Source organism: Lysobacter sp. S4-A87 (assembly GCF_022637455.1).
Classification (GTDB): domain Bacteria; phylum Pseudomonadota; class Gammaproteobacteria; order Xanthomonadales; family Xanthomonadaceae; genus Lysobacter_J.
Genome location: NZ_CP093341.1, coordinates 1,063,395 through 1,084,110, shown reverse-complemented (window position 1 = coordinate 1,084,110; position 20,716 = coordinate 1,063,395). Strand labels below are relative to the sequence as shown.

Below are 20,716 nucleotides of genomic sequence, written 5' to 3'. Positions count from 1 at the left end.
ATCAGCCATGCACATGGACAGCGCGTGGTGCACCGCGACTTCAAGCCTTCCAACCAAGTCCAGGCAGCGGCGACGCAGGAGTCCCTGACGCGGCAGGCACGCAAGGTGCGGATGTCCGATCCGGACCAGCGCGATCATTGCGCGACGCGCTGCAGTTCCTCGTCGGACCAGCCACCGCCCAGTGCCCGATAGACGTCGATGTAGGACGTCAGGCGCGACAGCCTTGCACGGGCCAGATTGAGCTCCGAGCTGAGCAGTTGCCGTTCGGCGTCGAGTACTTCCAGGTAGCTGCTGACGCCGGCCTTGTAACGCAGTCGCTGCAGACGCAGGTTCTCGCGGTTGGCGGCCGTGCTTTCTTCATTGGCGCTGATGATGCTGGCCGATTTGTCGTACGCGCTGACGTTGCTGGAAACCTCGACCAGCGCCTGCAGCACGGTCTGCCGATAGGTATGCGTCGCCTCGTCGGTCTGCGCGCGGGCCAGGTCGACATTGGCGCCGGCGCGACCGAAGTCGATGATCGGCAGGTCGACGAACGGTCCCCAGGAGTTGACGCTGAGCGAGCGGTTGCTCGAGCCCAGGTCACTGAGGTCGACCGCGGTGCGGCCGAACAGCGCGCTCAGGCCGATGGTGGGGAACGGGAAGCGGTTGGCGACCGCGACGCCGACGCGGGCGGTCGCGGCGTGCAGCTGGTTCTCTGCCAGGCGCACGTCGGGGCGGCGCTCGAGCAGTTCGGCAGGCAGGCCGGTCGGGATGCCCGGCGAATCGGGCATCCCGCCGTTGGCCATCGGGCTGCCGCGGTCGATGGGTTGCGGGTAGCGGCCGAGCAGTTGTGCCAGCTGGTTCTCGGTGGCGAGGATCTGCTGTTCGGTGAAAGGCAGTTGCGCGCGTGTGGTGGCCAGCTGCGCGATCGCCTGCTGCTCTTCGGCGCCGGAGGCCACGCCGCTGCGCAGCTGTGCGCGGATCAGCCGCAGCGACTCTTCCTGGCTGGTGATGGTGCGTTCGATGATCGCGCGCTCCTCGTCCAGCTCACGCAGCGACAACCAGGTCGCCGCGACCTGCGTCACCAGCGTGGCCATCACGCCGCGCGCAGCGTCCTCGGTCGCAAGCAGGTTGGCGCGCGAGGCCTCGCTGCCGCGGCGCAGCTTGCCGAACAGATCGATCTCCCAGACCAGCGACAAGCCGGCCGAATAGACCGTGTCGTCGTCGCCGCTGCCGGCCGATGGGGTGGAGCTCAGCGTGCCGCGGATGTCCGGGCCCAGCGACCCGCGCGCGAACCTGGCATTGGCGCGGGCCTGCTCGACGCGCGACAGCGCCTGGCGCAGGTCGAGGTTGTTGTCGATCGCCTCGCGGATCAGGGCCGACAGCTGCGGATCCCGGAACAGGTCGAACCAGGCCACATCCGCGATCGAACGTGCCTCGGCCGGCGTCAGCGGTGCGCGGTACTGCACCGGCACCTCGAGATCGGGGCGCGAGTAGTTGGGGCCGAGCATGCAGCCGGTGAGTGCGACAGACACGCCGATGAGGAGGGCGGCAGCACGCATCAGTGCGCTCCTCCCTCCGACGGCGCATGCGGCGCCGACGCCGTCGTTGCGCCTTCCTTGAACTTCGGCGGTCCGCCAAAGCGCTCGGCCAGGCTCTGGATCAGCACATACAGGGCGGGCACCACCAGCACCGCCAGCAACGTGGCCGTGAGCATGCCGCCGAATACCACGGTACCGACCGAGAACTTCGAAGCGGCGCCTGCACCGGAAGCCAGCACCAGCGGCACCACGCCGAGGATGAAGGCGAACGAGGTCATCAGGATCGGCCGCAGGCGCAACTTGGCCGCCTCCATCGCGGCGTCGTGGATCGACATGCCGCCCTCGCGGTAGAGCTTGGCGAACTCCACGATCAGGATCGCGTTCTTGGCCGCCAGGCCGATCAGGGTGACCAGGCCGATCTGCCCGTAGACATTGAAGTCGAGGTTGGCCAGGAGGATCGCGATCAGCGCGCCAAGCACGCCGAACGGCGTCGCCAGCAACACCGCGAACGGCACCGCCCAGCTTTCATACAGCGCCGCCAGGAACAGGAACACCACCACCACCGACAGCGCCATCACCATGGCGGCCGCGTTGCCGGCCTCCACTTCTTCGGCAGTCTGCCCGGACCACTCATAGCCGTATCCGGCCGGCAGCTCCTGGGCGGCCACCTCGCGCAACGCCTGCAGCGCGTCGCCGGAGCTGTAGCCCGGTGCCTGCGAGCCGGTCATCTCGGCACTGCGATACAGGTTGTAGCGCATGGTGAAGCGCGGGCCGATGCCCGGCGTTGCGGTGACCACGGTGTCGAGCGGCACCATCTCGCCATTGCCGTTGCGGACGAACAACTTGGACAGGGTCGAAATGTCGCGACGGAACTCCGCATCGGCCTGGAGAGAGACGCGGTAGTTCTTGCCGAAGCGGGTGAAGTCGTTCACCTGCAGGCTGCCGAGGAACACCTGCAGCGTGCCGAAGACGTCGGAGATGGGGATGCCGAGCTTCTTGACCTTCTCGCGATCGACGGTGATGCGGTAGTTGGGCGTCGATGCCGAGTAGGTGGTGTTGATGCGACCGATCTCCGGCCGCTTCTGCGCGGCCTGGGCGAACTGCGCCGCCATCTCGGCCAGTTCCTCCGCACTCTGGCCATCGCGTGCCTGCAGCATCATCGAGAAGCCCGAGACCGTGCCGAAGCCGGGCAGGGCCGGCGGGTTGAATGCGATGGCGACCGACTCGGGTGTCTGCGCGCCGATGCCCATGGCCTTCTGGATCAGCGCGTTGACCTGCTGCTCCTTCTCCTCGCGGTCTTCCCAGGGCTTGAGCTTGATGACCATCATCGCGGCATTGGGCGCGGCCGTGCCGGAGATGATGTCGTAGCCGGTGATGCCCAGTACCGCATCGACACCGTCGAGTCCGCGCAGCTTGGCGCTGATCTCGTTGACGACATGGTCGGTACGCTTGGTCGAGGACGCATCGGGCAGGATCGCCTGCATGAAGAAGGCGCCGACGTCCTCATCCGGGACGAATCCGGTGGGCGTGATGCGGAACAGCAGGAACAGCGCCAGCAGCAGCACCAGCATCATCACCACGATGTGCTTCAGCGCCCCGGTGCCGCGCTTGGCCACACCGGTGTAGTGGAACGTGAGACGGTCGAAGTAGTGGTTGAAGCGGGCGAAGAAACGGCCCATCAGCCCCTTCGGCGGACCGGGCTGCTTGGGCTTGAGCAGCAGCGTGCACAGCGCCGGCGTCAGGGTCAGTGCGACCAGCGCCGAGAACAACGTCGACACGGCCACGGTCAGCGCGAACTGCTTGTACAGCTGCCCCGTCACGCCGGGCACGAAGGCCATCGGGATGAACACCGCCGACAGCACCAGCGCGATCGCCACCACCGGCCCGGACACCTCGTCCATGGCCTTGCGCGTGGCCTCCTTCGGCGGAAGCTTGTCGTGCTCCATGATGTGCTCGACCGCCTCGACCACCACGATGGCGTCATCGACCACAATGCCGATCGCCAGGACCATGCCAAACAGCGACAGCGTGTTGATCGAGAAGCCGAGGAACTGGTAGGCGATGAAGGTGGCGATCAGCGACACCGGCACCGCCAGCATCGGGATCAGCGTGGCCCGCCAGCTCTGCAGGAACAGGAACACCACGATCAGCACCAGGATCAGCGCCTCGACGAAGGTGTGCACGACCTCCTCGATCGATGCCACCACGAACAACGAAGTGTCGTAGGTGACGTCGTAGGCCAGGTCCGCCGGGAAGCTCTGCGCCAGCCGTTCCACCTCGGCATTGATCAGTTCAGCCGTCTCCAGCGCGTTCGCGCCCGGTGCCAGGGCGATACTCATCGCCGCCGCCGGCTGGCCGTTGAACTTGGCGACCGTGCTGTAGTCCTTGGCCCCCAGCTCAACCCGGGCGATGTCGCGCACGCGGATGTACGAACCGTCCGGCAGCGAGCGCAGGATGACGTCCTCGAACTCGGACTGCTCGACCAGGCGACCCTGCAGCCGCAGCGAATACTGGAAACCGCTGGGCGAATCGGCCGGTGGCTGGCCGACCTGGCCGGCCGCGGCCTGCTTGTTCTGCTCCTGGATCGCGTTGACCACGTCGGTGGTGGTCAGGCCGAGGCTGGCCATCTTGTCCGGTCTCAGCCACAGGCGCATGCCGAATTCGGAACCGTAGACCTTGGCCTCGCCCACGCCCCTGACGCGCTTGAGCGTGTCGAGGATGTAGTTGTAGAGGTAGTTGTTGAGGAACAGCTGGTCGTAACTGCCCTTGGGCGAATAGAACGACAGGAACATCAGCGTGTCGGGCGAGCTCTTGGCCACCGTCACACCGATGTCGTTGACCTCGCTGGGCAGGCGCGGCTGCACCTGGGCGACGCGGTTCTGGGTTTCGACCGAGGCGATGTCGACATCGCGTTCCAGGTCGAAGGTGACCGAGATCGACGTGGAACCGTCATCGCCGGACACCGACTTGATGTACTTCATGTCGGTGACGCCGTTGATCTGGGTATCGAGCGGCGCGGTGACCGCGTCCTCGACCACGTCGGCGCTCGCGCCCGGATAGAGCGTGGTGACCTTGACGTTGGGCAGGGCGATGTCGGGGAACTGCGAGATCGGCAGACCGATCATCACCAGCGTCCCGGCCAGCACCAGGAACAACGATATGACGATCGCAAAAACCGGGCGGTCGATGAAGAAGCGCGCCATGGCCTGCGCCCTCAGCCTTTCGCCGGGCCGCCGGGCGGCTTCGCCTCGGGCGGCGGCGCCTGGAGCTGCTCGTACGTCACCTTCGTCACCTTCAGCGGCACGCCCGGCCGCGCCTTCTGCACGCCTTCCACGACCACCGTATCGCCGGGTTTCAAGCCCTTGTCCATGACCCACAATCCGCCGTAGCGGGGGCCGGGCGTGACCGGGACCTGCTGCGCCTTGCCGTCGGCACCCACCGTGGTGACGAAGTACTTGCCCAGCGTCTGCACGACGGCGCGATCAGGCACCAGCAGTGCACCCTTGCGCTGGTCGGCGCGGACCTGGATGCGGGCGAACAGGCCGGGGTAGAGCCGGTGCTCGGGATTGGGAAACTCCGCGCGCAGCCGATAGGTGCCGGTGCGCGTATCCAGTGCGCGGTCGGCAAAGATGATCATGCCGGGCAGCTTGTACTGGGTGCCGTCGCTGAGGGTGAGCCTGACCTGTCGGATCGGATCGTCCTCGTCCGGCGTGCGACGGCCGTAACGGCGCTCGTAGTCGAGCAGCTTGGCTTCGCTGATGCTGAAGTACACCCACACCGGATCGTCTTCCGACAATTCAGCCAGCACGGTGGTGCCAGCGGTGATCAGATCGCCGGGAAAGACCTGGGCTGCGCCGATCCGGCCGGTCAGCGGCGCGGTCACGGTGGCGTACTCGACGCCGAGCGACGCCTGGTCAACGATCGCCTGGTTGGCCGACACCTGCGCCTGCGCGGCCTGCATCGCGGCGACGGCGTTGTCGTAGATCTGCTTGGAAATGGCGTTTTCTTTGACCAGCGGGCCGTAGCGGTCGACGTCCTGGCGGGCGCGGGCCAGGTCGGCGCGGGCGGCGGCCAGGCCTGCGCGCGCATTGGCCTGCTCGGCCAAGGGTGCGCGCGGATCGATGCTGAAGAGCTTCTGGCCTTCGGTGACGAGCGAGCCATCGTCGAAGTGCTTGCCCATCAGCACGCCGGTGATCTGTGCGCGCAGCGAGACTTCGCGCGAGCCGCTGACCTCACCGACGAACTCCTCATAGAGCGGAGTGTCCTGCTGCAGGACCGTCATGACCTTGACCGGTACCGCCGGCGGGGGCGGCGGCTCGTCCTTGCCGCAGCCGGGCAGGGTGAACATTGCTGCCAGGAGCAGTGCGGTCAGGAGCCGTGCGGTCAGGAGCCGTGCCGTCAGGAGCCGCGAAGGCTCAATACGGGCCGGCCGGATCCCGACGCTGGTGGCGGCGCATGCGTGCAGGTGGACGTCCGCAGCGGCGAGCTCGTTCGAAGTCATGATTCCTACCCTGAAGTCGACTTGGCGATTCCGGGTCCCACTGTTCCCGCAGCCGTCATTCGCGCCCGCCCCAACGGGTCGGAGCGACCACCCGAACGCCTTTGGGCGATACCAGCAGAGTCGGCGCAATGGTCTTGTGACGATCTGCGGCGGGTTGCGGTGCTGTGCGGGCCACTCAGAGAGGTGACGGCGATCACAACCAGTTCACGGCCACTGCGGATGATTGCCTCGACACAGCGCCGCGGTGGCTGCGTGGCTCAAGGAGAAGGACGGCGATGAAACACGTCATCGTATTGGCAGTCACGCTTACTCTCGCGGCCTGCGCAACAGACCCGGGCACGCGCGAAACCCAGAAGCAGAGTGGCTCCGTCGTTGCCGGCGCCGTCGTCGGCGGCCTCGTCGGCAACATGTTTGGCGGCGGAACGGGCAGGGCCCTGATGACCGCGGCCGGTGCCGTGGCCGGCGGCTTCATCGGCAACCACGTCTACAAGAAGCACGCCAAGTCCGAGTACGAGAAGGACGCCGCGCAGCGCGCACTCAACCAGGGGGCCTCGGGCCAGAAGATCACCTGGTCGGATCCGCGCACCAACGAGGCCGGCTACTTCGTCGCCCTCAACACCAAGCGGATGTCCGACGGACGCGTTTGCCGCGACTTCCGCCGTGGCCTGAGCGTGGGCGGGGAATCGGTCGACGAGACGACCGGTACTGCCTGCAAGAAATCCAATGGACAGTGGGATGTGGGCTGACTCCACGCGGGCCGACTCCATGCAGGCTTACAACCAGGGCGGCATGATCATGATGACCAAGCTAATCCTCCTCCTTCTCGTGGCGGCTGCCACGCCTGCGTTCGCGCAGGTCAAGGCCGATGCCGCGCCGGCGCGCTTCGATGCCGCCGACGCGAACCATGACGGCAAGGTCGACCGCAACGAGTACGGCGGCTTCGTGCAGGAGCTGGTGCTGCTGTATGACGGCAACGGCGATGGCGACGGCAAGCTCTCCCGCGCCGAGCTGGCGTCGGCGCCGGACCCGAGCAAGTTCGACAGGATCGACAGCAACAAGGACGGCTACCTCACCATCGAGGAGATCGATGTCTTCACCGACAACGACTTCGCGGTGATGGACGCCAATTCCGACGGCGCGGTCGATCGCGCCGAGAGCGCGAAGCACAAGTAAGTCTGCGGCGCCGCCAGGCCGATGCCTGGGGGCGCGCAAAACTCCCCGATGTCATGTGGCGCCGCGGCATTGCCGTGGCGTTTTCGTGTGTCCGGGCCTCCCGTCAGCGCCCCCAGGGCAGAAGCGCACTGGCCAAAAAGGACAAAAAGGGTATATTGGCCACAAGCCCCACTCGTGGACCTTCACCATGGCCATGACCCTCAAGCTCGAAGCAATCGAAGACCTGCCCAGGACGCCGGCCTCGGACGTCAAGAAGCTCGGCTGGCGCGGCGTGATGAGGGCAATCGGCCGCACGGGCAAGGTCGTGGTGACCAACCACAACGAACCCGAAGCGGTGATCATCCCGGCCGAGGAGTACGACGCGATGATCCGTGCCCTGCACGAAGCCGGAGCGAAGAACGATTCCGCCCTCGACGACCTGCGCCACCGCTTCGACGAGCGCCTGGCCTCGCTGCAGGCAGCCGACGCCGGTGACCGCCTGCGCGCACTGATGCAAGGGCCGGCCAGGCTGCGCGGGAAGGTCAAGGCCGGGGCGAGCCATTGAAGTCGCGTCCCGTGCTCTATGTCCTCGCCGGGGTCAACGGCGCGGGCAAGAGTTCGGTCGGCGGCCACCTGCTCGAACGCGCGGGACTGGGCTGGTTCAACCCCGACACCTTCGCCCGTGAGCTGATGACGCTAAGCGGTTGCGAGCAGACGCAGGCCAACGCGGCCGCGTGGCAGGAAGGCATGCGACGCCTGGACGAGGCGCTCGAACGCGGCACCAATTACGCCTTCGAGACCACGCTCGGCGGCCGCACCGTGCCGTCCAGGATCAAGGCGGCCACGCGCACGCACGACGTGTTGATGTGGTTCTGCGGCCTGTCGTCGCCCGAGCAGCACATCGCGCGCGTCAAAGCCCGCGTCGCCACGGGCGGGCACGACATCCCCGAAGCAAAGATCCGCGAACGTTATCCGGCCGCGCTGGAAAACCTGATCGCGCTGATGCCGGACCTGGCGCACCTGCAGGTGTACGACAACAGTGTCGAAGCCGCGCGCGGCCACGCCATTGCGGATCCAGTGCTGGTCGCCGAGATGGTGTCGGGGCAGCTGGTCTGGCCAGATGACCTGGAGTCGCTGGCGCGCACGCCGGAATGGGCGAAGCCGCTGCTGGAAGCGGCATTGCGCATGAGCGATGAACGAGCGGAAATCGCGGCCAGAACGACAGCCGATAGCCACGCTTAACATCGCCGGCGCGCCATTCGCTTCCCGACTCGCCAGATGCGCCGCCACGGCCTCGCCGGGTGGCCGTCCGACATCCAACTCGGCGTTGACTAGCTCAGGCAAGGGTCGCTCAAGGGCCACGGTTGCCCTGTGTTTGCTGACGCGAACGGAGTCGCAACCGCGGCGGCGACAGCATGTCGGAAAGGAGGAGCGTGATGAAACGGACCGCCTGGGTGGCAGCAACTATCGTCCTGACGGGTGTGGCGCTGGCGGCAACCGTGTTCGCGCGACGCACGTCGCCCGAGCCGGCAGCCCCGCTGTCCGCACCCGCAAGCGTGGCCGCGATGGCGCCGGCAGGCGCGTCGGCCACTGCTCCGGCAGTGCGTGACGCAGCGCGGTTCCATGACGGCGAAGCCGGGCTTTCACCGTCCGAGCGCGCCGGTCGCGAGATCTGGTACAAGGCCACCGGCGGCAACTCGCGATTCCACAGTTACGTCTTCCAGCAGCGCGTCGGCCCCCGCCGTTCCTCGACGGACTCTGGCTGCGCGCGTCGTACCTGCACAACGGCGCAGTGCCGACCCTGCGCGACCTGCTGACGCCACCGGCGCAACCGCCGATGGTGTTCTGGCGCGGCTACGACCTCTACGACCCGGTCAACGTCGGCTTCGTCACCCAGGGTGCGCAGGCCAAACGCGTCGGTACGCGTTTCGATACCCGCCAGCGCTCCAACGGCAATGGCGGGCACGTGTTCGGCACGACGCTGCCGGAGAGCGAGAAGGCCGCGCTGATCGAGTACCTCAAGAGCCTGTAAAGGCGCAGGCGAGGATCAGCAATCGTCCGCTGGCGCAGGCCACCAGCGTTTGCCTATAGGGAAGTGCGAATTCATCAAGTCACGGGTGGACCATGGAACAGAAGATCTCAAGGGAATACTGGATTCGTCTGGCCGAGGCGCTCGAGGTCGAACCTGCCGCGCTGCGCGCGGTGGCCCAGGTCGAGTCCAATGGCAGCGGCTTCCTGCCGCCACCCTCGGAGCGGCCCAAGATCCTGTTCGAAGGCCATGCCTTCCATCGCCTCACCGGCGGCCGCTTCGACGAGCAACACCCGAACCTGAGCTACCCGCGCTGGGACCGCAGCCAGTACTCCGGTTCCCTCACCGGCGAATGGCAGCGGCTGGAAGCGGCGTGCCTGCTCGACCGGGTCTCGGCGCTGCAATCGGCCAGCTGGGGCATGTTCCAGATCATGGGTTTCAACTATTCCTATGCCGGCTTCCGTGACGTCGACGCGTTTGTCGCCGCGCATCACGCGGGCGCTGAAGAGCAGGTGGGCGCGTTCGGTCGCTTCATTTCCCGGCCGCCGTTCCTGGTGGCGTTGCGCCGGCGCAACTGGGCGCGATTTGCCGCCGCCTACAACGGACCGGGCTACGCCAAGAACAACTACGACAAGAAGATGGCCGCGGCGTACGCCAAGTTCCAGGGGCAGGACGACAAGACCGTCTCACGCGAGGAGCTGGAAGCCGCCGAAGCCATCGCCGGACGCAGCTCGCGCCGCAAGACGACCGGCAAGGCCGACGACGCGCTGCCACCGGGCCGCGAAACCTTTGCCGTGGTGCAGAGCACGCGTCGTCGCAACCCGCGCCGGCGCAACGTGCGCCCCGACCCGGTCGATCTGCGCGACTGGATGTACCAGCCCAGCATCGCCATCGCGCCGCGCGACTGGATGCTGCCCAACGACCCGCGCCAGACCAAGCACCAGCACGAAACCAATGCCTGCACCGGCTTCGCGCTGGCGACCGCGATCGAGTACCTGCTCGATCGCGGCCAGCGCGCGGTCGAGCCGATCTCGGGCTACATGCTCTACAGCATGGCCAGGCGCTACGACGAGTGGGCCGACGATGACGAATCCGACAGCGGCTCGTCGCTGCGTGGCGTGCTGAAGGGATGGGCGAGCCACGGTGCCAGCGCCGGGCGCCTGTGGACCGAACTCGATATGCCGCCAGCGACCAACACCCCGGGAGAGGACTGGTGGCTGGACGCGGTGAAGCGGCCGATGGGCGCCTATTACCGCATCTCGCCGGAGAACATCCGCGACATGCACATCGCCCTGGCCGAAACAGGCGCAATCGTGGCGAGCGCGTTCACGCATGCGCGCTGGGACCTGCTGCTCAACGATCGACCCAGCCCGCCGCCGACGACGGTCAACGAGTTGCCGGTCATCTCCACCTTGCGCGGCGCACGCGACCAGGGTCACGCCTTCGCCATCGTCGGCTACACGCGCGAGGGTTTCATCATCCAGAACTCCTGGGGCCCCAACTGGGGGCGCGGAGGTTTCGCGGTCCTGCCTTACGCGGACTGGGCCGAGAACGCCATGGACTGCTGGGTGGTGCAGCTCGGCGTGGTCACCGCCGAGCACGACGCGGTCGCGCGGGCGACCTCGTTGCGCGTGGAGGAGAAGACCGGGCGTGCGCTGGTGTCCAGCGACCCCACCCTTGGCGACCACGAGATCTCGCCGTTCGTCGTCAACATGGAGAACGAGGGGCGCCTGAGCGAACGCGGCCGCTTCCGCACCGGCAGCGACGACCTGCGCCTCCTCGTCGATCACCACCTCCCGGAGGCCTGTCGGGTCTGGGGGCTCGGCGCGCAGGACGCAGTCGACGTCGCCGTCTACGCACACGGCGGCCTGACCGACGAGAACGCAGCGGCGAAAACCGCGCGCACCTGGATCCCGCACCTGTACTCCAACCGCATCTTCCCGGTGTTCCTGATGTGGGAAACCGGTGCGTGGAAGACCATCACCAATATGTTCGAGGATGTGACCAAGGGCGAAGCCGAGCTGGTCGGCGGCCCGCGCTGGGATCGCTTCAAACAGCGCTTCGAGGACTGGCGGGACGAGCGACTCGAAGGTCTGGCGCGACCACTGGGCAAGAAGCTGTGGGGCGAGATGAAGCAGAACGCCAACGCGATGTCCGGCACGCGCGACTCCGGCGTGATCCAGTTGTTCGAGCAGTTCCGCAAGGTCGCCAAGGGCAGCCTGCCGCGCATCCGCCTGCACCTGATCGGCCACTCCGCCGGCGGCATCGTCCACAGCTGGCTCGCTCCGCGCGCGCTCAAGCAGGGCTTCGACCTGCACACGATCAGCCTGCTGGCGCCGGCGGTGCGCATCGACACGTTCGACCGCAACATCGGTGCAAGCATCGCCGCACGCAAGATCCGCGTACTGATCGGAAATCTCACCGACGCCGCCGAGCGTGCCGATGGCACGTGCTCGCCGTACGGTCATTCGCTGCTCTACCTGGTGTCGCGATCGTTCGAGGACAGTGAGGAGACGCCGCTGCTGGGCATGGAGAAGCACCTGGTCCCGGCACTGGCGACACACGCGTGGGGGGCGATGGTGCGGCAGCTACCCAGCCCCGGGCGCATCATCGCCCAGGGCAATGCCGCCACCCGCGCGATCACCCACGGCGGCATGGACGAGGACGACGCCCTGCAACGGGCGGTGGTGTCGTTCATCCGCTCGAACTAGCGGGACGGCAGAGGCATGCAACCGGATCGAATGTGATGGAGGACAAAACCACACCTGCCGCGCTGCCCGACCTGCCCGAGGCCATCAACATCGCGGCGGGCATCAAGGGCTTCATCCTGTGGATCGGCGGCTCTCTGGCCGGCATCACCGCCTTGCTGTATGCCTGCGGCTACCTGGTGACGCGCGCCCACCTGCACATGCTGGGGCTGTATGGCTTCGTCGAGTTCAACAGCGATCACTTCCTGCAGGAGGGCGCCAAGTTCTTCCTCGAGGTGGCCTACGACCTGGCCGAGGTGTCGCTGCTGTTCTTCACGATGATCGGCATCGTCCTGGTGCCGGTCGTGATCGGGTCACTCATCGGCAAGCGGCGGGTGCTGCCCTTGCTGGAGCGCTTCAGTGCCTGGCGCGAGCTTCGTCGCAGCACGCAGGCGCCACGGATCGCCCGAAGCCTGTTCTACGGCGTGCTGTTCGCGGTGCTGATCTGGTTGACCGGCGAGAGCCTGCACCCGTCCTACGCGCCACTGTGCATCTCCGATTTGCTCTACAGCGATGCCGGCAGCAACGAGTGCATCGCCGACGGCGTTCCGTACGCGCTGTCGCTCGCATTGCAGAAGGCCTTGCGTACGGGCGATTCGGTAACGCTGGGCAGCGCCTTTGGCGAGCGGCTGACGCAGGCGATCTACCTGGTGATCCTGACCTGCGTGGCGTGGTACACGGTGGCGCGATGGCGCTGGCGCAACTGGCTGATCTCACCGTTCGTGGTTTCGATGGGCCTGTTCCTGCTGTTGCTGCCGATGGACTACGGTGTGCTGAAGCGGCCGACCGTGTATCCGGTGCTGAGCATCACCGCCAGCGACGATGCCGGGCTGGACGCGGCTCCGACCCCCGGCAGCACGCTGTACCTGCTCGACAAGACCGACAGTGAATTCATCGCCTGGGATGCGACGGCGCGCAAGGTCATCTGGATGCCGTCGTCAACGCTGTCACGCGCGGAGATCGTCCGCATGCACGACCTGTTCGGCGCCCCGACCAAGACGGCGCCGGCGACGGGAGCAAAGAAATGAAACGTCCGACGACATTCGTGCTCGCATTGTTGCTCCTGTTCGGCGGCAACCTTGCTGCATGGGCGCAAGCGCCGCGGGCGCAGGTAGGCCTGATGGAAGTGGATGGCAAGAACGCCTTCTACAACCAGACCAAGGTGAAGAACCACGCCAAGGTCCCCATCTACGATGGCGACTACATCAGCACCGGTCCAGGCACCAGCGTGCGCGTCAACCTGATGGCCGACGGCTACAGCGGCTTCATCCAGCTCGACGAGAACACCGACCCCAACCTGATCATCGCGGCCAAGTGCATCGTGATGAAGATGCTCAAGGGGCAGGCGCTGGTCAATGCCAAGAACATCTGCCTGGGCACCCAGAGCATCAGCGGCGTCACCCGCAGCACGGTCAACCTGAAAGCCGATGGCATGGCGTCCGAGCTCACCGTGGTCGAAGGCGGTGTCGACCTGGATAGGCCGATCGCCTTGTCCGTGGGCACCTACGAGCGATATCAGGTTGCAGCCGATGGCGCCATCAACCAGTACACCGTCGACGCGGCCGAAGCCGCGCGCAGCATCGCCTGGTCGAAGAAGTATTTCGGTGGAGGCTCGAGCAGCGGCAAGAAGGCGGTCGGCATCGCAGCGGCGGTCCTCGGGGCGATCCTCGTCGGCAAGGCGATCGACGACCACAACGACACGGACAAGGATCCGCCGACGCCGTGGTGCTGCATCTACACCCCCGACAGGCACGAGGTGTTACAGCTCCCGGCACAGCAGTGCCAGGCGCAGCAGGGCCAGTCACATCCCACGAAGCAGGCGGCGGATGACGACTGCCAGCCGTCGGATTGACCCTGTCGGGATCCGCCTGGGAGTACGCGGGTACGGGGCACGGATGGTCCGCGCCACCAGATGCAGGAAGGCCCCGGAGAGACTGGCTCGCCGGGGCCTTCAAAGCTGGAATGAAATGGTGGAGCGGAGGAGGATCGAACTCCCGACCTTCGCATTGCGAACGCGACGCTCTCCCAGCTGAGCTACCGCCCCACGTACGTCCGGAGTTTAGCGAGGGATTCCGCTCATGCCAACGGGGGCTCCGGTGCCATGGTGCGGCGCCCTCGGCTTCAGTCCTGCCCCGCCAGCAACGGCCCGATCCCCGGCTCCAGCGCCTCACGACGCCAGCCCGACAAGGCATCCGGCCACTCTCCGCGATCGAGCAACGCCTCAAGCCACCGCCGAGAGGCCAGCACGCCATCCGGCAATCCCAGCTCGGCACTGCGCGCGGCCACCGCATCCTGCAGCTTGCGCAGCCGCTGCTTGTCGCGGTTGTCGCCCTGGTTGGCGTCGGGCGCGTCGGCTTCATCAGGCAGCGGTGTGTTCAAGGCGGCCCACACCGCATCGCCCAACTTGCGCGGCGCCTTCGGGTGCGCATCGAGATCACGTTGCAGCCCGGCGCGATCCATCGGCGGGTTGCGGGCGAGGTTGACCGCCAGTTCGTTGTCGAGGATCCAGGTACGCGGACGGTCGTTGTCGCGGGCGTAGGTGTCGCGCCAGCGCAGCAGGCGCAACAGGCGCAGCTGGGCGTCGCGTTCGAGGAACTGGGCGCTGCGCATGGTCGCGTGCGGCCAGCGTTCCGGGCCTTCGTTCTCGGCGTTGATCACCGTGCGTGCGGCGTCCTCGGCCAGCCAGTCGCTGCGACCCAGTTCCTGCAGGCGGTGCTGGAGCTGGTCGTGCATTTCGAACAGGTGGCGCACGTCGTCAGCGGCGTACTCGAGCTGGGCCGCCGACAGCGGACGACGCAGCCAGTCCGAGCGCGTCTCGCCCTTGGCCAGGGCGATGCCGGTCAGTTGTTCGACGAGCTTCTGGTAGCCCAGGCCGGCGCCGATGCCGGCCAGTGCGGCGGCGAGCTGGGTGTCGAACAGCGGCTTGGGCACCACGCCGCAGGAATGGCGGAAGGCGACCAGGTCTTCGCTGGGGCTGTGCATCACCTTGACGATGGAGTCGTCGGCGAGGATCGGCGTCAGCGCGGCGAGGATGCCGGGCGCGAGCGGGTCGACCAGCAGGATGTCAGGCTCGTCACCATCCGCGCGCTCGATTGCGATCTGCACCAGCGCCAGTTGCGGCCAGAAGGTGCGTTCGCGGATGAACTCGGTGTCCAGTCCGATCCGCGCCGGCGGTACAGCGAAATGGGCGCGCAGGGCGGCGGGGTCGGTGATCCAGGCGGCAGGCATGTGGGGATGGTAAGCGCGGAAGGGGGTGGCGAGGTTGCCGGGGCGGGCGACAATAGCCTACTTTCGACGCACCCAAGTGTCCCGGCATGAGGCGAGGAGGACGATTGCGCGCACCGTTGTTGGCTTTCGCCGCCATGCTGGCATTGCTGTCGGGCTGTTCGCGCGAGCCGTCCGGCCCGTCCCGCGAAGCCGCCGGCGCACGCGCGCCGATCGTGACCATCAGCGCCGACCAGGCCGTGTCGCCGGTGCCGCCGTGGCGGGCGCCGGTGGTCGAGGTCAACGAGGCCAACTTCAAGGAGCTCAAGGCCAACGCGGCCGCCGCCCTGAAGGAAGGCCGCCTGTTCGGCGGCGCCGAGGACGCGATCCCGCTGTACCTGGCGTTGCGCCGGTACGCACCCAACGATGCCGCGGTGCAAGCGGGCTTCCGTCGCGCCATGACCAGCCTGCTGGGCAAGGGCAGTGAAGCACTGGCCGCGATCGACCGCGATCCGCTGTCGCTGCGGCGCGCGCATGAAGTCGCCGCCGTTGCGCGTGCGATCGCGCCCGACGACGCCAAGGTGGTGGCCTACCTGGCGCGCCTGGACAAATCCGACCAGGCGCAGGAAGCCAACCGGCTTGGCGAGGAAGCCCTCAATGCCGGACGCCTCGGCGTGGATGGCGGTCAGGACACCGCCCTGGCCTGGTTTCATCAGGCGCTGGAGCTGCGTCCGGGTGACCAGCGCGCCAACCAGGGCATCGCCGCGGTGGAAAGCGCCTTGATCCGGCGCGCCGAAGTGGCCGCCGATCATGACGACTACGACGGTGCCCAGCGCGAGCTCGACGCCGCAGCGAACGTGCGACCAGGCTATGCCAGTGTCGACGATGCCCGTGCCCGCGTGGCGATGCAGCGCATCGCCCGGGTCAACGCGTTGCGCGACGCAGGCGTGGCGGTGCTGACCCGCAACGCCGGCGTCGACGAGGCAAGGCGCCTGCTTGGGTTGCTGCTGCGCATCGCGCCAGCCGGTGACCCGGCCGCACGCGAGCTGCGCGAACGCATCGACCTGGCCACGCATTACGGCCTGTTCCGCCCCGGCCAGACCTTCACCGATGCGATGAAGGGCGGCGGTCGCGGGCCGCAGCTGGTGGTGATCCCGCACGGTGCCTTCCGCATGGGTGCGCCCGAGGGCGAGATCGACTCCAGCGATGCCGAGCGACCGCTGCGCAACATCCGCTTCGAGCGTGGCCTGGCGATGTCGCGCACGGAGATAACCGTAGGCGAATTCCGTCGTTTCATGGCCGCGAGCAAGCACCGCGCACGTGCCAGCCGGCGCGGCTATTCCAACGCCTACGACGAGCGCAGCGGCAACTTCGTGCGTCGCGGCAACGTCGACTGGCAATCCGACTACGCCGGCAACCCGGCCCGCGACGACATGCCGGTGGTCCACGTCAGCGCCAAGGATGCGATTGCCTATGCCGAGTGGCTGTCGGCGCAGACCGGCCAGCGCTACCGGCTGCCGAGCGAGGCCGAGTTCGAGTACGCGTTGCGCGCCGGCAACAGCCGCCGCTACCCGTGGGGTGACGGCACACCGCCGGTGCGCACAGGCAACTTCACCGGCGGCCTGGACGCGTCGCCCAGCGGCCGTCGCTGGCGCAATGCCTTCGTCGGTTATGGAGATGGCGCCTGGGGCCCGGCGCCGGTGGGCACCTATCGCGCCAATGCATTCGGCGTGCACGACCTGTCTGGCAATGTCAGCGAGTGGGTGGCGGACTGCTGGCACGACACCTACCGTCGCGCGCCGCGGGATGCTGCGGCCTGGTTCAACCCCGGTTGCCGTTCCAGAGTCGTGCGGGGCGGTTCCTGGGCAAGTTCGCCAGCGCAGACGCGATCGGCCTGGCGACAGGGCAGCGACGGCAATGTGACGAGTGCGCGCATCGGGTTCCGGGTGGTGCGCGAAATCTGAACAGGGGGCTCCACTCCTCACGCCGGTCGGCTTAAAGTGCATGGATCCAGGACGGACGAGGAGGGCGGAAGTGAGGACAGATCCCTTGGGTGGTGCGCGACAGCAGGGCCGACCGCGGCGCGGGTTCGGCGGAATGCGCTGGTGGATCCTCGTCCTGTTTGCCGGCTATGCCGCCTGGCAGTGGTTTGGCAGCGCCAAGGTCGACCCCTACACCGGCGAGACCGCGCACTACGGCACCACCGCCGAAGAAGAAGTGCAGCTGGGCGCGCAGGCGTTCCAGCAGGTGCTGGGCGAAGCCAATGCGCAGAACGCGCTGCTGCCCGCCAATGCCCAGGTCAGCCAGCAGATCCGCGAGATCGCGCAGCGGCTGATCGCGCGCGTGCCGCAGGTGACCGCCGCGCTGGCCGCGCAGCACCAGCAGGAAGTGCCGGTCGACCACCAGGCCTTCCAGTGGGACGTCGCCGTCATCCAGTCCGACCAGGTCAATGCGTTCTGCCTGCCGGGCGGCAAGATGGCGGTCTACACCGGCTTGCTGCCGGTGGCCAAGAACGCGGACGCGATGGCGGTGGTGATGGGCCACGAGATCGCCCACGCCCTGCTGCGCCACGGCTCGCAGCGCATGGCCCAGCAAAAGCTGGTGCAGATGGGGCAGATGGCCGCCGGCATGGCGGTCGGCGGGATGGACCCGGGCCAGCAGCAGGCGATCATGGCCGCGCTGGGCGCCGGTGCGCAGTACGGATTGATCCTGCCCTACGGTCGCAATCACGAGACCCAGGCCGACAAGGTCGGGCTGATGCTGGCGGCGGCGGCCTGTTTCAATCCGCAGGAAGCGATTCCGCTGTGGCAGCGGATGGCGGAGCTGGGCGGTGGCGAGCGTCCGCCGGAATTCGCCTCGACCCATCCGGATCCGGCCAACCGCATCCAGGTGCTGCAGTCGCTGATGCCGCAGGCGGAGCAGTTCCGCGCGCAGTACTGCAAATAGTCGGGGCGTAGCCCGGGTAAGGCCAAAGGCCGCACCCGGGTATGCGTGAACTGTCCCGGGTGCGCTGCGCTTACCCGGGCTACGCGGCTGTTGGCGTCAGCGCTTGGTGTCGGCTTTGGGCTTGCTGCTGTTGCCCGCGCCAGTACCCGTGCCCGGCGGGGTCGGACTCTGGCCGACCGTGCTCGACAGGTTGCGCTGGAACTCGTTCCACATCGCCAGGTTGCGCTCGGTGAGCTGGTTCATCAGCGCCCACGGCGTCTGCCCGAGGATGCCTCCCATCTGGTTGCGGAACTGCTGCTGCTGGTCGAGGAAGACCTGCATCGAGCGCTCCAGGTAGCTGCCCATGAAGCCCTGCAGCGAGTCCCCGTAGAAGCGGATGATCTGGCTGAGCAGCTGCGTCGACAGCACCGGTTCGCCGTCCTGTTCGTGCTCGGCAATGATCTGCAGCAGCACCTGGCGGGTGAGGTCGTCGCCGCTGCGCGCGTCGCGCACCTCGAACTCCTCGCCGTCGACGATGAGCTGGCGCACGTCCTCAATGGTGATGTAACTGGAAATCTCGGTGTCGTAGAGCCGGCGGTTCGGATACTTCTTGATGACGCGCATCGATGCCATGGAGCATTGGCTCTAAATCGTGGTGCTTCGCAGCATGGCGCAGGCCGGCAGGGCTTGCAACTGGCGAAATGCAGGTCCGCGGGGTGAATGGGGGGCGCGGCTGCACGAGCCCGGTGGCCGGCGACCGGCTGATCAGCAACCGGACAGGTCGGTCGCTGGCAGCCGGCACCTGCGGGGCCATTGCTTACCAGCCCATGTGGTGGCCGCCGTTGATGTCGAGGTTGGAGCCGGTGATCCAGGCGGCCTCTTCGGCGACCAGGAACGCAACGGCGTAGGCGATCTCGTTCGGCGTGCCCAGGCGACCGGTCGGGATCTCGGCGACGATCTTGGCGCGGACCTCCTCCGGCACCGACATCACCATGTCGGTCGCCACGTAGCCTGGCGAGACCGTGTTGACGGTGATGCCGAAGCGGGCGTTCTCACGCGCCAGCGAAATCGTGAAGCCATGCATGCCGGCCTTGGCCGCGGCGTAGTTGGCCTGGCCGTACTGGCCCTTGAGGCCGTTGATCGAGCTGATCTGCACGATCCGGCCCCATTTGCGCTCGCGCATGCCTTCGATCACCGGCCGGGTGACGTTGAAGCAGGAGTTGAGGTTGGTGCCGATCACCTCGTTCCACTGCATCGGCGTCATGCGGTGGAAGGTCGAGTCGCGGGTGATGCCGGCGTTGTTGACCAGCACTTCGATCGGGCCCAGGTCGCGTTCGATCTGCTCGATCAGTGCCTGCGCCTGCTCGGGCGACGAAACGTCGCCGGGGGCGAGCGCGATATCGAAGCCGCGTTCGCGCATCTGCGCCTGCCAGGCGCGCGCCCGGCCTTCGTCACGGTAGTTGGTGGCGACCCGATGACCGGCCTGCGCCAGGCGCTGGACGATCGAACTGCCGATGCCACCGGTACCGCCGGTGACCAGGGCTACGCGTGACTGCATGAGGTCGTCTCCTTGGATTGCCGACCGCTCGGGTCGCGGCCGGTCGATTGGATTCTAGGGGTTGGTGCGGATGGGGATGTGCAGTGCGAAAGGCGGAGGGTCTTCAATCGCCATCGCCCGCGTCCGCCCCGGCCATGGTGACCGACGCAAATGACAACTCGCGCGCGGGCGCCGGCTGTGCCGGGATGGAGGCGGGCACGAACGCGGCCACGGCGCGGGCGAGCAGGTCGGGCAGGTCGCTGGCGTCGGCAAGCACCGCCGGATCCTGGCCGAGACGCTGCCAGGCCGCGCGCAGGGCCGGCAGCGGGTCGTCGCGATCGACCGGCTGTGCCGCGTCGGACTTGGACAGCTTTCGCCCGTCCGGCCCGAGCACCAGCGGCAGGTGCGCATAGCGCGGCGTCGGCAGGCCGAGCGCGCGCTGCAGCAGGATCTGGCGCGGGGTCGAGTCGAGCAGGTCGGCACCACGCACGACGTCGGTGATGCCCTGGTCGGCGTCGTCGACGACCACCGCCAGCTGGTAGGCCCAGTAGCCGTCGGCGCGACGCAGCACGAAGTCGCCCACGCTGCCCGCGACGTCCTGGCTGTAGTGGCCGACGACGAGGTCGTCGAACCCGGCCACGCTGCCGTCGGCGACGCGCAGGCGCACCGCCGGGTCAGGCCTGCCGGCCCGTGCCACGCAGGCACGGTGGACGCCGGCGGCGACGATCAGGTCGGTGCGGCTGCAGTGGCAATAGAAGGCACGATCGCTTTCGAGCAGGCGGTCGAGTGCGGCCTGGTACAAGGCGCCGCGCCGGCTTTGCCAGACCACGTCCTCGTCGGCGTGGAAGCCGAAGGCGGCAAGCGCATCGAGCTGGCGACGGGCGGCACCGGTGACCTCGCGTGGCGGGTCCAGGTCCTCGACCCGCACCAGCCAGCGGCCGCCTGCCTGCCGGGCCAGCAACCAGCTGCCGAAAGCTGCCAGCAATGAGCCAAAATGCAGGTCGCCGGTAGGCGAGGGCGCAAAGCGGCCGCGGTAGGTGGCGGGCGTAGGGGACACTGCGGACTCGTCTGGCAAAGCGCGCGCGGGGGGTTTCACTTGAA

18 protein-coding genes, 1 tRNA gene and 1 pseudogene are annotated in these 20,716 nt (G+C 67.5%); 12 read left to right on the top strand and 8 right to left on the bottom strand.

The window, feature by feature from the left end; translation table 11 throughout:
- Positions 1-134 precede the first annotated feature (134 nt).
- Genes MNR01_RS04815 through MNR01_RS04805 form a run of 3 tightly spaced genes read right to left on the bottom strand, consistent with a single transcriptional unit; the run spans position 135 to position 6,021 of the window.
- Positions 135-1,541, bottom strand: a complete 1,407-nt coding sequence (locus tag MNR01_RS04815; protein ID WP_241919823.1) for an efflux transporter outer membrane subunit — start codon at positions 1,539-1,541, stop codon at positions 135-137.
- Positions 1,541-4,723, bottom strand: coding sequence for a multidrug efflux RND transporter permease subunit (locus MNR01_RS04810; protein ID WP_241919822.1), 3,183 nt, complete (start codon positions 4,721-4,723; stop codon positions 1,541-1,543). Before MNR01_RS04810 ends, MNR01_RS04815 begins: the two co-directional genes overlap by 1 nt.
- An 11-nt stretch (positions 4,724-4,734) precedes the next feature.
- A complete protein-coding gene (locus MNR01_RS04805; RefSeq protein ID WP_241919821.1) occupies positions 4,735-6,021 on the bottom strand; it encodes an efflux RND transporter periplasmic adaptor subunit in 1,287 nt (428 codons plus the stop codon).
- A 371-nt stretch (positions 6,022-6,392) separates the two neighbouring features.
- Between MNR01_RS04805 and MNR01_RS04800 the strand changes: the two are divergent.
- From MNR01_RS04800 to MNR01_RS04755, 10 genes and pseudogenes are all read left to right on the top strand, one after another.
- Positions 6,393-6,518: pseudogene (locus MNR01_RS04800) on the top strand (glycine zipper 2TM domain-containing protein); the annotation flags it as partial.
- The gene (locus MNR01_RS04795; RefSeq protein WP_241920531.1) at positions 6,492-6,767 is read left to right on the top strand and encodes an RT0821/Lpp0805 family surface protein; all 276 of its coding nucleotides are present in this window, start codon (positions 6,492-6,494) and stop codon (positions 6,765-6,767) included. The pseudogene MNR01_RS04800 and the gene MNR01_RS04795, both read left to right, overlap by 27 nt.
- Before the next feature lie 19 nt (positions 6,768-6,786).
- A complete protein-coding gene (locus MNR01_RS04790; protein WP_241919820.1) occupies positions 6,787-7,194 on the top strand; it encodes an EF-hand domain-containing protein in 408 nt (135 codons plus the stop codon).
- A gap of 187 nt (positions 7,195-7,381) precedes the next feature.
- Positions 7,382-7,738, top strand: a complete 357-nt coding sequence (locus MNR01_RS04785) for a type II toxin-antitoxin system prevent-host-death family antitoxin (protein ID WP_241919819.1) — start codon at positions 7,382-7,384, stop codon at positions 7,736-7,738.
- A complete protein-coding gene (locus MNR01_RS04780) occupies positions 7,735-8,415 on the top strand; it encodes an AAA family ATPase (protein WP_241919818.1) in 681 nt (226 codons plus the stop codon). Before MNR01_RS04785 ends, MNR01_RS04780 begins: the two co-directional genes overlap by 4 nt.
- 194 nt (positions 8,416-8,609) lie before the next feature.
- Positions 8,610-8,990, top strand: a complete 381-nt coding sequence (locus tag MNR01_RS04775; RefSeq protein WP_241919817.1) for a hypothetical protein — start codon at positions 8,610-8,612, stop codon at positions 8,988-8,990.
- Positions 8,966-9,205, top strand: coding sequence for a hypothetical protein (locus MNR01_RS04770; RefSeq protein ID WP_241919816.1), 240 nt, complete (start codon positions 8,966-8,968; stop codon positions 9,203-9,205). Before MNR01_RS04775 ends, MNR01_RS04770 begins: the two co-directional genes overlap by 25 nt.
- 92 nt (positions 9,206-9,297) lie before the next feature.
- Positions 9,298-11,913, top strand: a complete 2,616-nt coding sequence (locus MNR01_RS04765; protein ID WP_241919815.1) for an N-acetylmuramidase domain-containing protein — start codon at positions 9,298-9,300, stop codon at positions 11,911-11,913.
- A 35-nt stretch (positions 11,914-11,948) separates the two neighbouring features.
- The gene (locus tag MNR01_RS04760) at positions 11,949-12,977 is read left to right on the top strand and encodes a hypothetical protein (protein ID WP_241919814.1); all 1,029 of its coding nucleotides are present in this window, start codon (positions 11,949-11,951) and stop codon (positions 12,975-12,977) included.
- Positions 12,974-13,801: a hypothetical protein gene (locus tag MNR01_RS04755; protein ID WP_241919813.1), complete on the top strand. Its 828-nt coding sequence runs from the start codon at positions 12,974-12,976 to the stop codon at positions 13,799-13,801. Before MNR01_RS04760 ends, MNR01_RS04755 begins: the two co-directional genes overlap by 4 nt.
- A 116-nt stretch (positions 13,802-13,917) precedes the next feature.
- Here MNR01_RS04755 and MNR01_RS04750 read toward each other — a convergent pair.
- A tRNA-Ala gene (locus MNR01_RS04750) sits at positions 13,918-13,993 on the bottom strand.
- 77 nt (positions 13,994-14,070) lie between these two features.
- Positions 14,071-15,177 (bottom strand): ribonuclease D, encoded by a 1,107-nt coding sequence (rnd, locus tag MNR01_RS04745; RefSeq protein ID WP_241919812.1) that lies wholly within the window; start codon positions 15,175-15,177, stop codon positions 14,071-14,073.
- A gap of 104 nt (positions 15,178-15,281) precedes the next feature.
- Here rnd and MNR01_RS04740 point away from each other — a divergent pair, with 104 nt between their 5' ends.
- Positions 15,282-17,117 (top strand): formylglycine-generating enzyme family protein, encoded by a 1,836-nt coding sequence (locus MNR01_RS04740; RefSeq protein WP_241919811.1) that lies wholly within the window; start codon positions 15,282-15,284, stop codon positions 17,115-17,117.
- Positions 17,118-17,250: 133 nt separating this feature from the next.
- A complete protein-coding gene (locus MNR01_RS04735; protein ID WP_241919810.1) occupies positions 17,251-18,099 on the top strand; it encodes a M48 family metallopeptidase in 849 nt (282 codons plus the stop codon).
- A 96-nt stretch (positions 18,100-18,195) separates the two neighbouring features.
- Here the strand turns inward: MNR01_RS04735 and phaR are convergent, their stop codons facing one another.
- From phaR to gluQRS, 3 genes are all read right to left on the bottom strand, one after another.
- Positions 18,196-18,711: a polyhydroxyalkanoate synthesis repressor PhaR gene (gene phaR / locus MNR01_RS04730; RefSeq protein ID WP_241919809.1), complete on the bottom strand. Its 516-nt coding sequence runs from the start codon at positions 18,709-18,711 to the stop codon at positions 18,196-18,198.
- A 184-nt stretch (positions 18,712-18,895) separates the two neighbouring features.
- A complete protein-coding gene (phbB, locus tag MNR01_RS04725) occupies positions 18,896-19,636 on the bottom strand; it encodes an acetoacetyl-CoA reductase (protein ID WP_241919808.1) in 741 nt (246 codons plus the stop codon).
- Positions 19,637-19,739: 103 nt separating this feature from the next.
- Positions 19,740-20,672 (bottom strand): tRNA glutamyl-Q(34) synthetase GluQRS, encoded by a 933-nt coding sequence (gene gluQRS / locus MNR01_RS04720; protein ID WP_241919807.1) that lies wholly within the window; start codon positions 20,670-20,672, stop codon positions 19,740-19,742.
- Between the last annotated feature and the right edge of the window lie 44 nt (positions 20,673-20,716).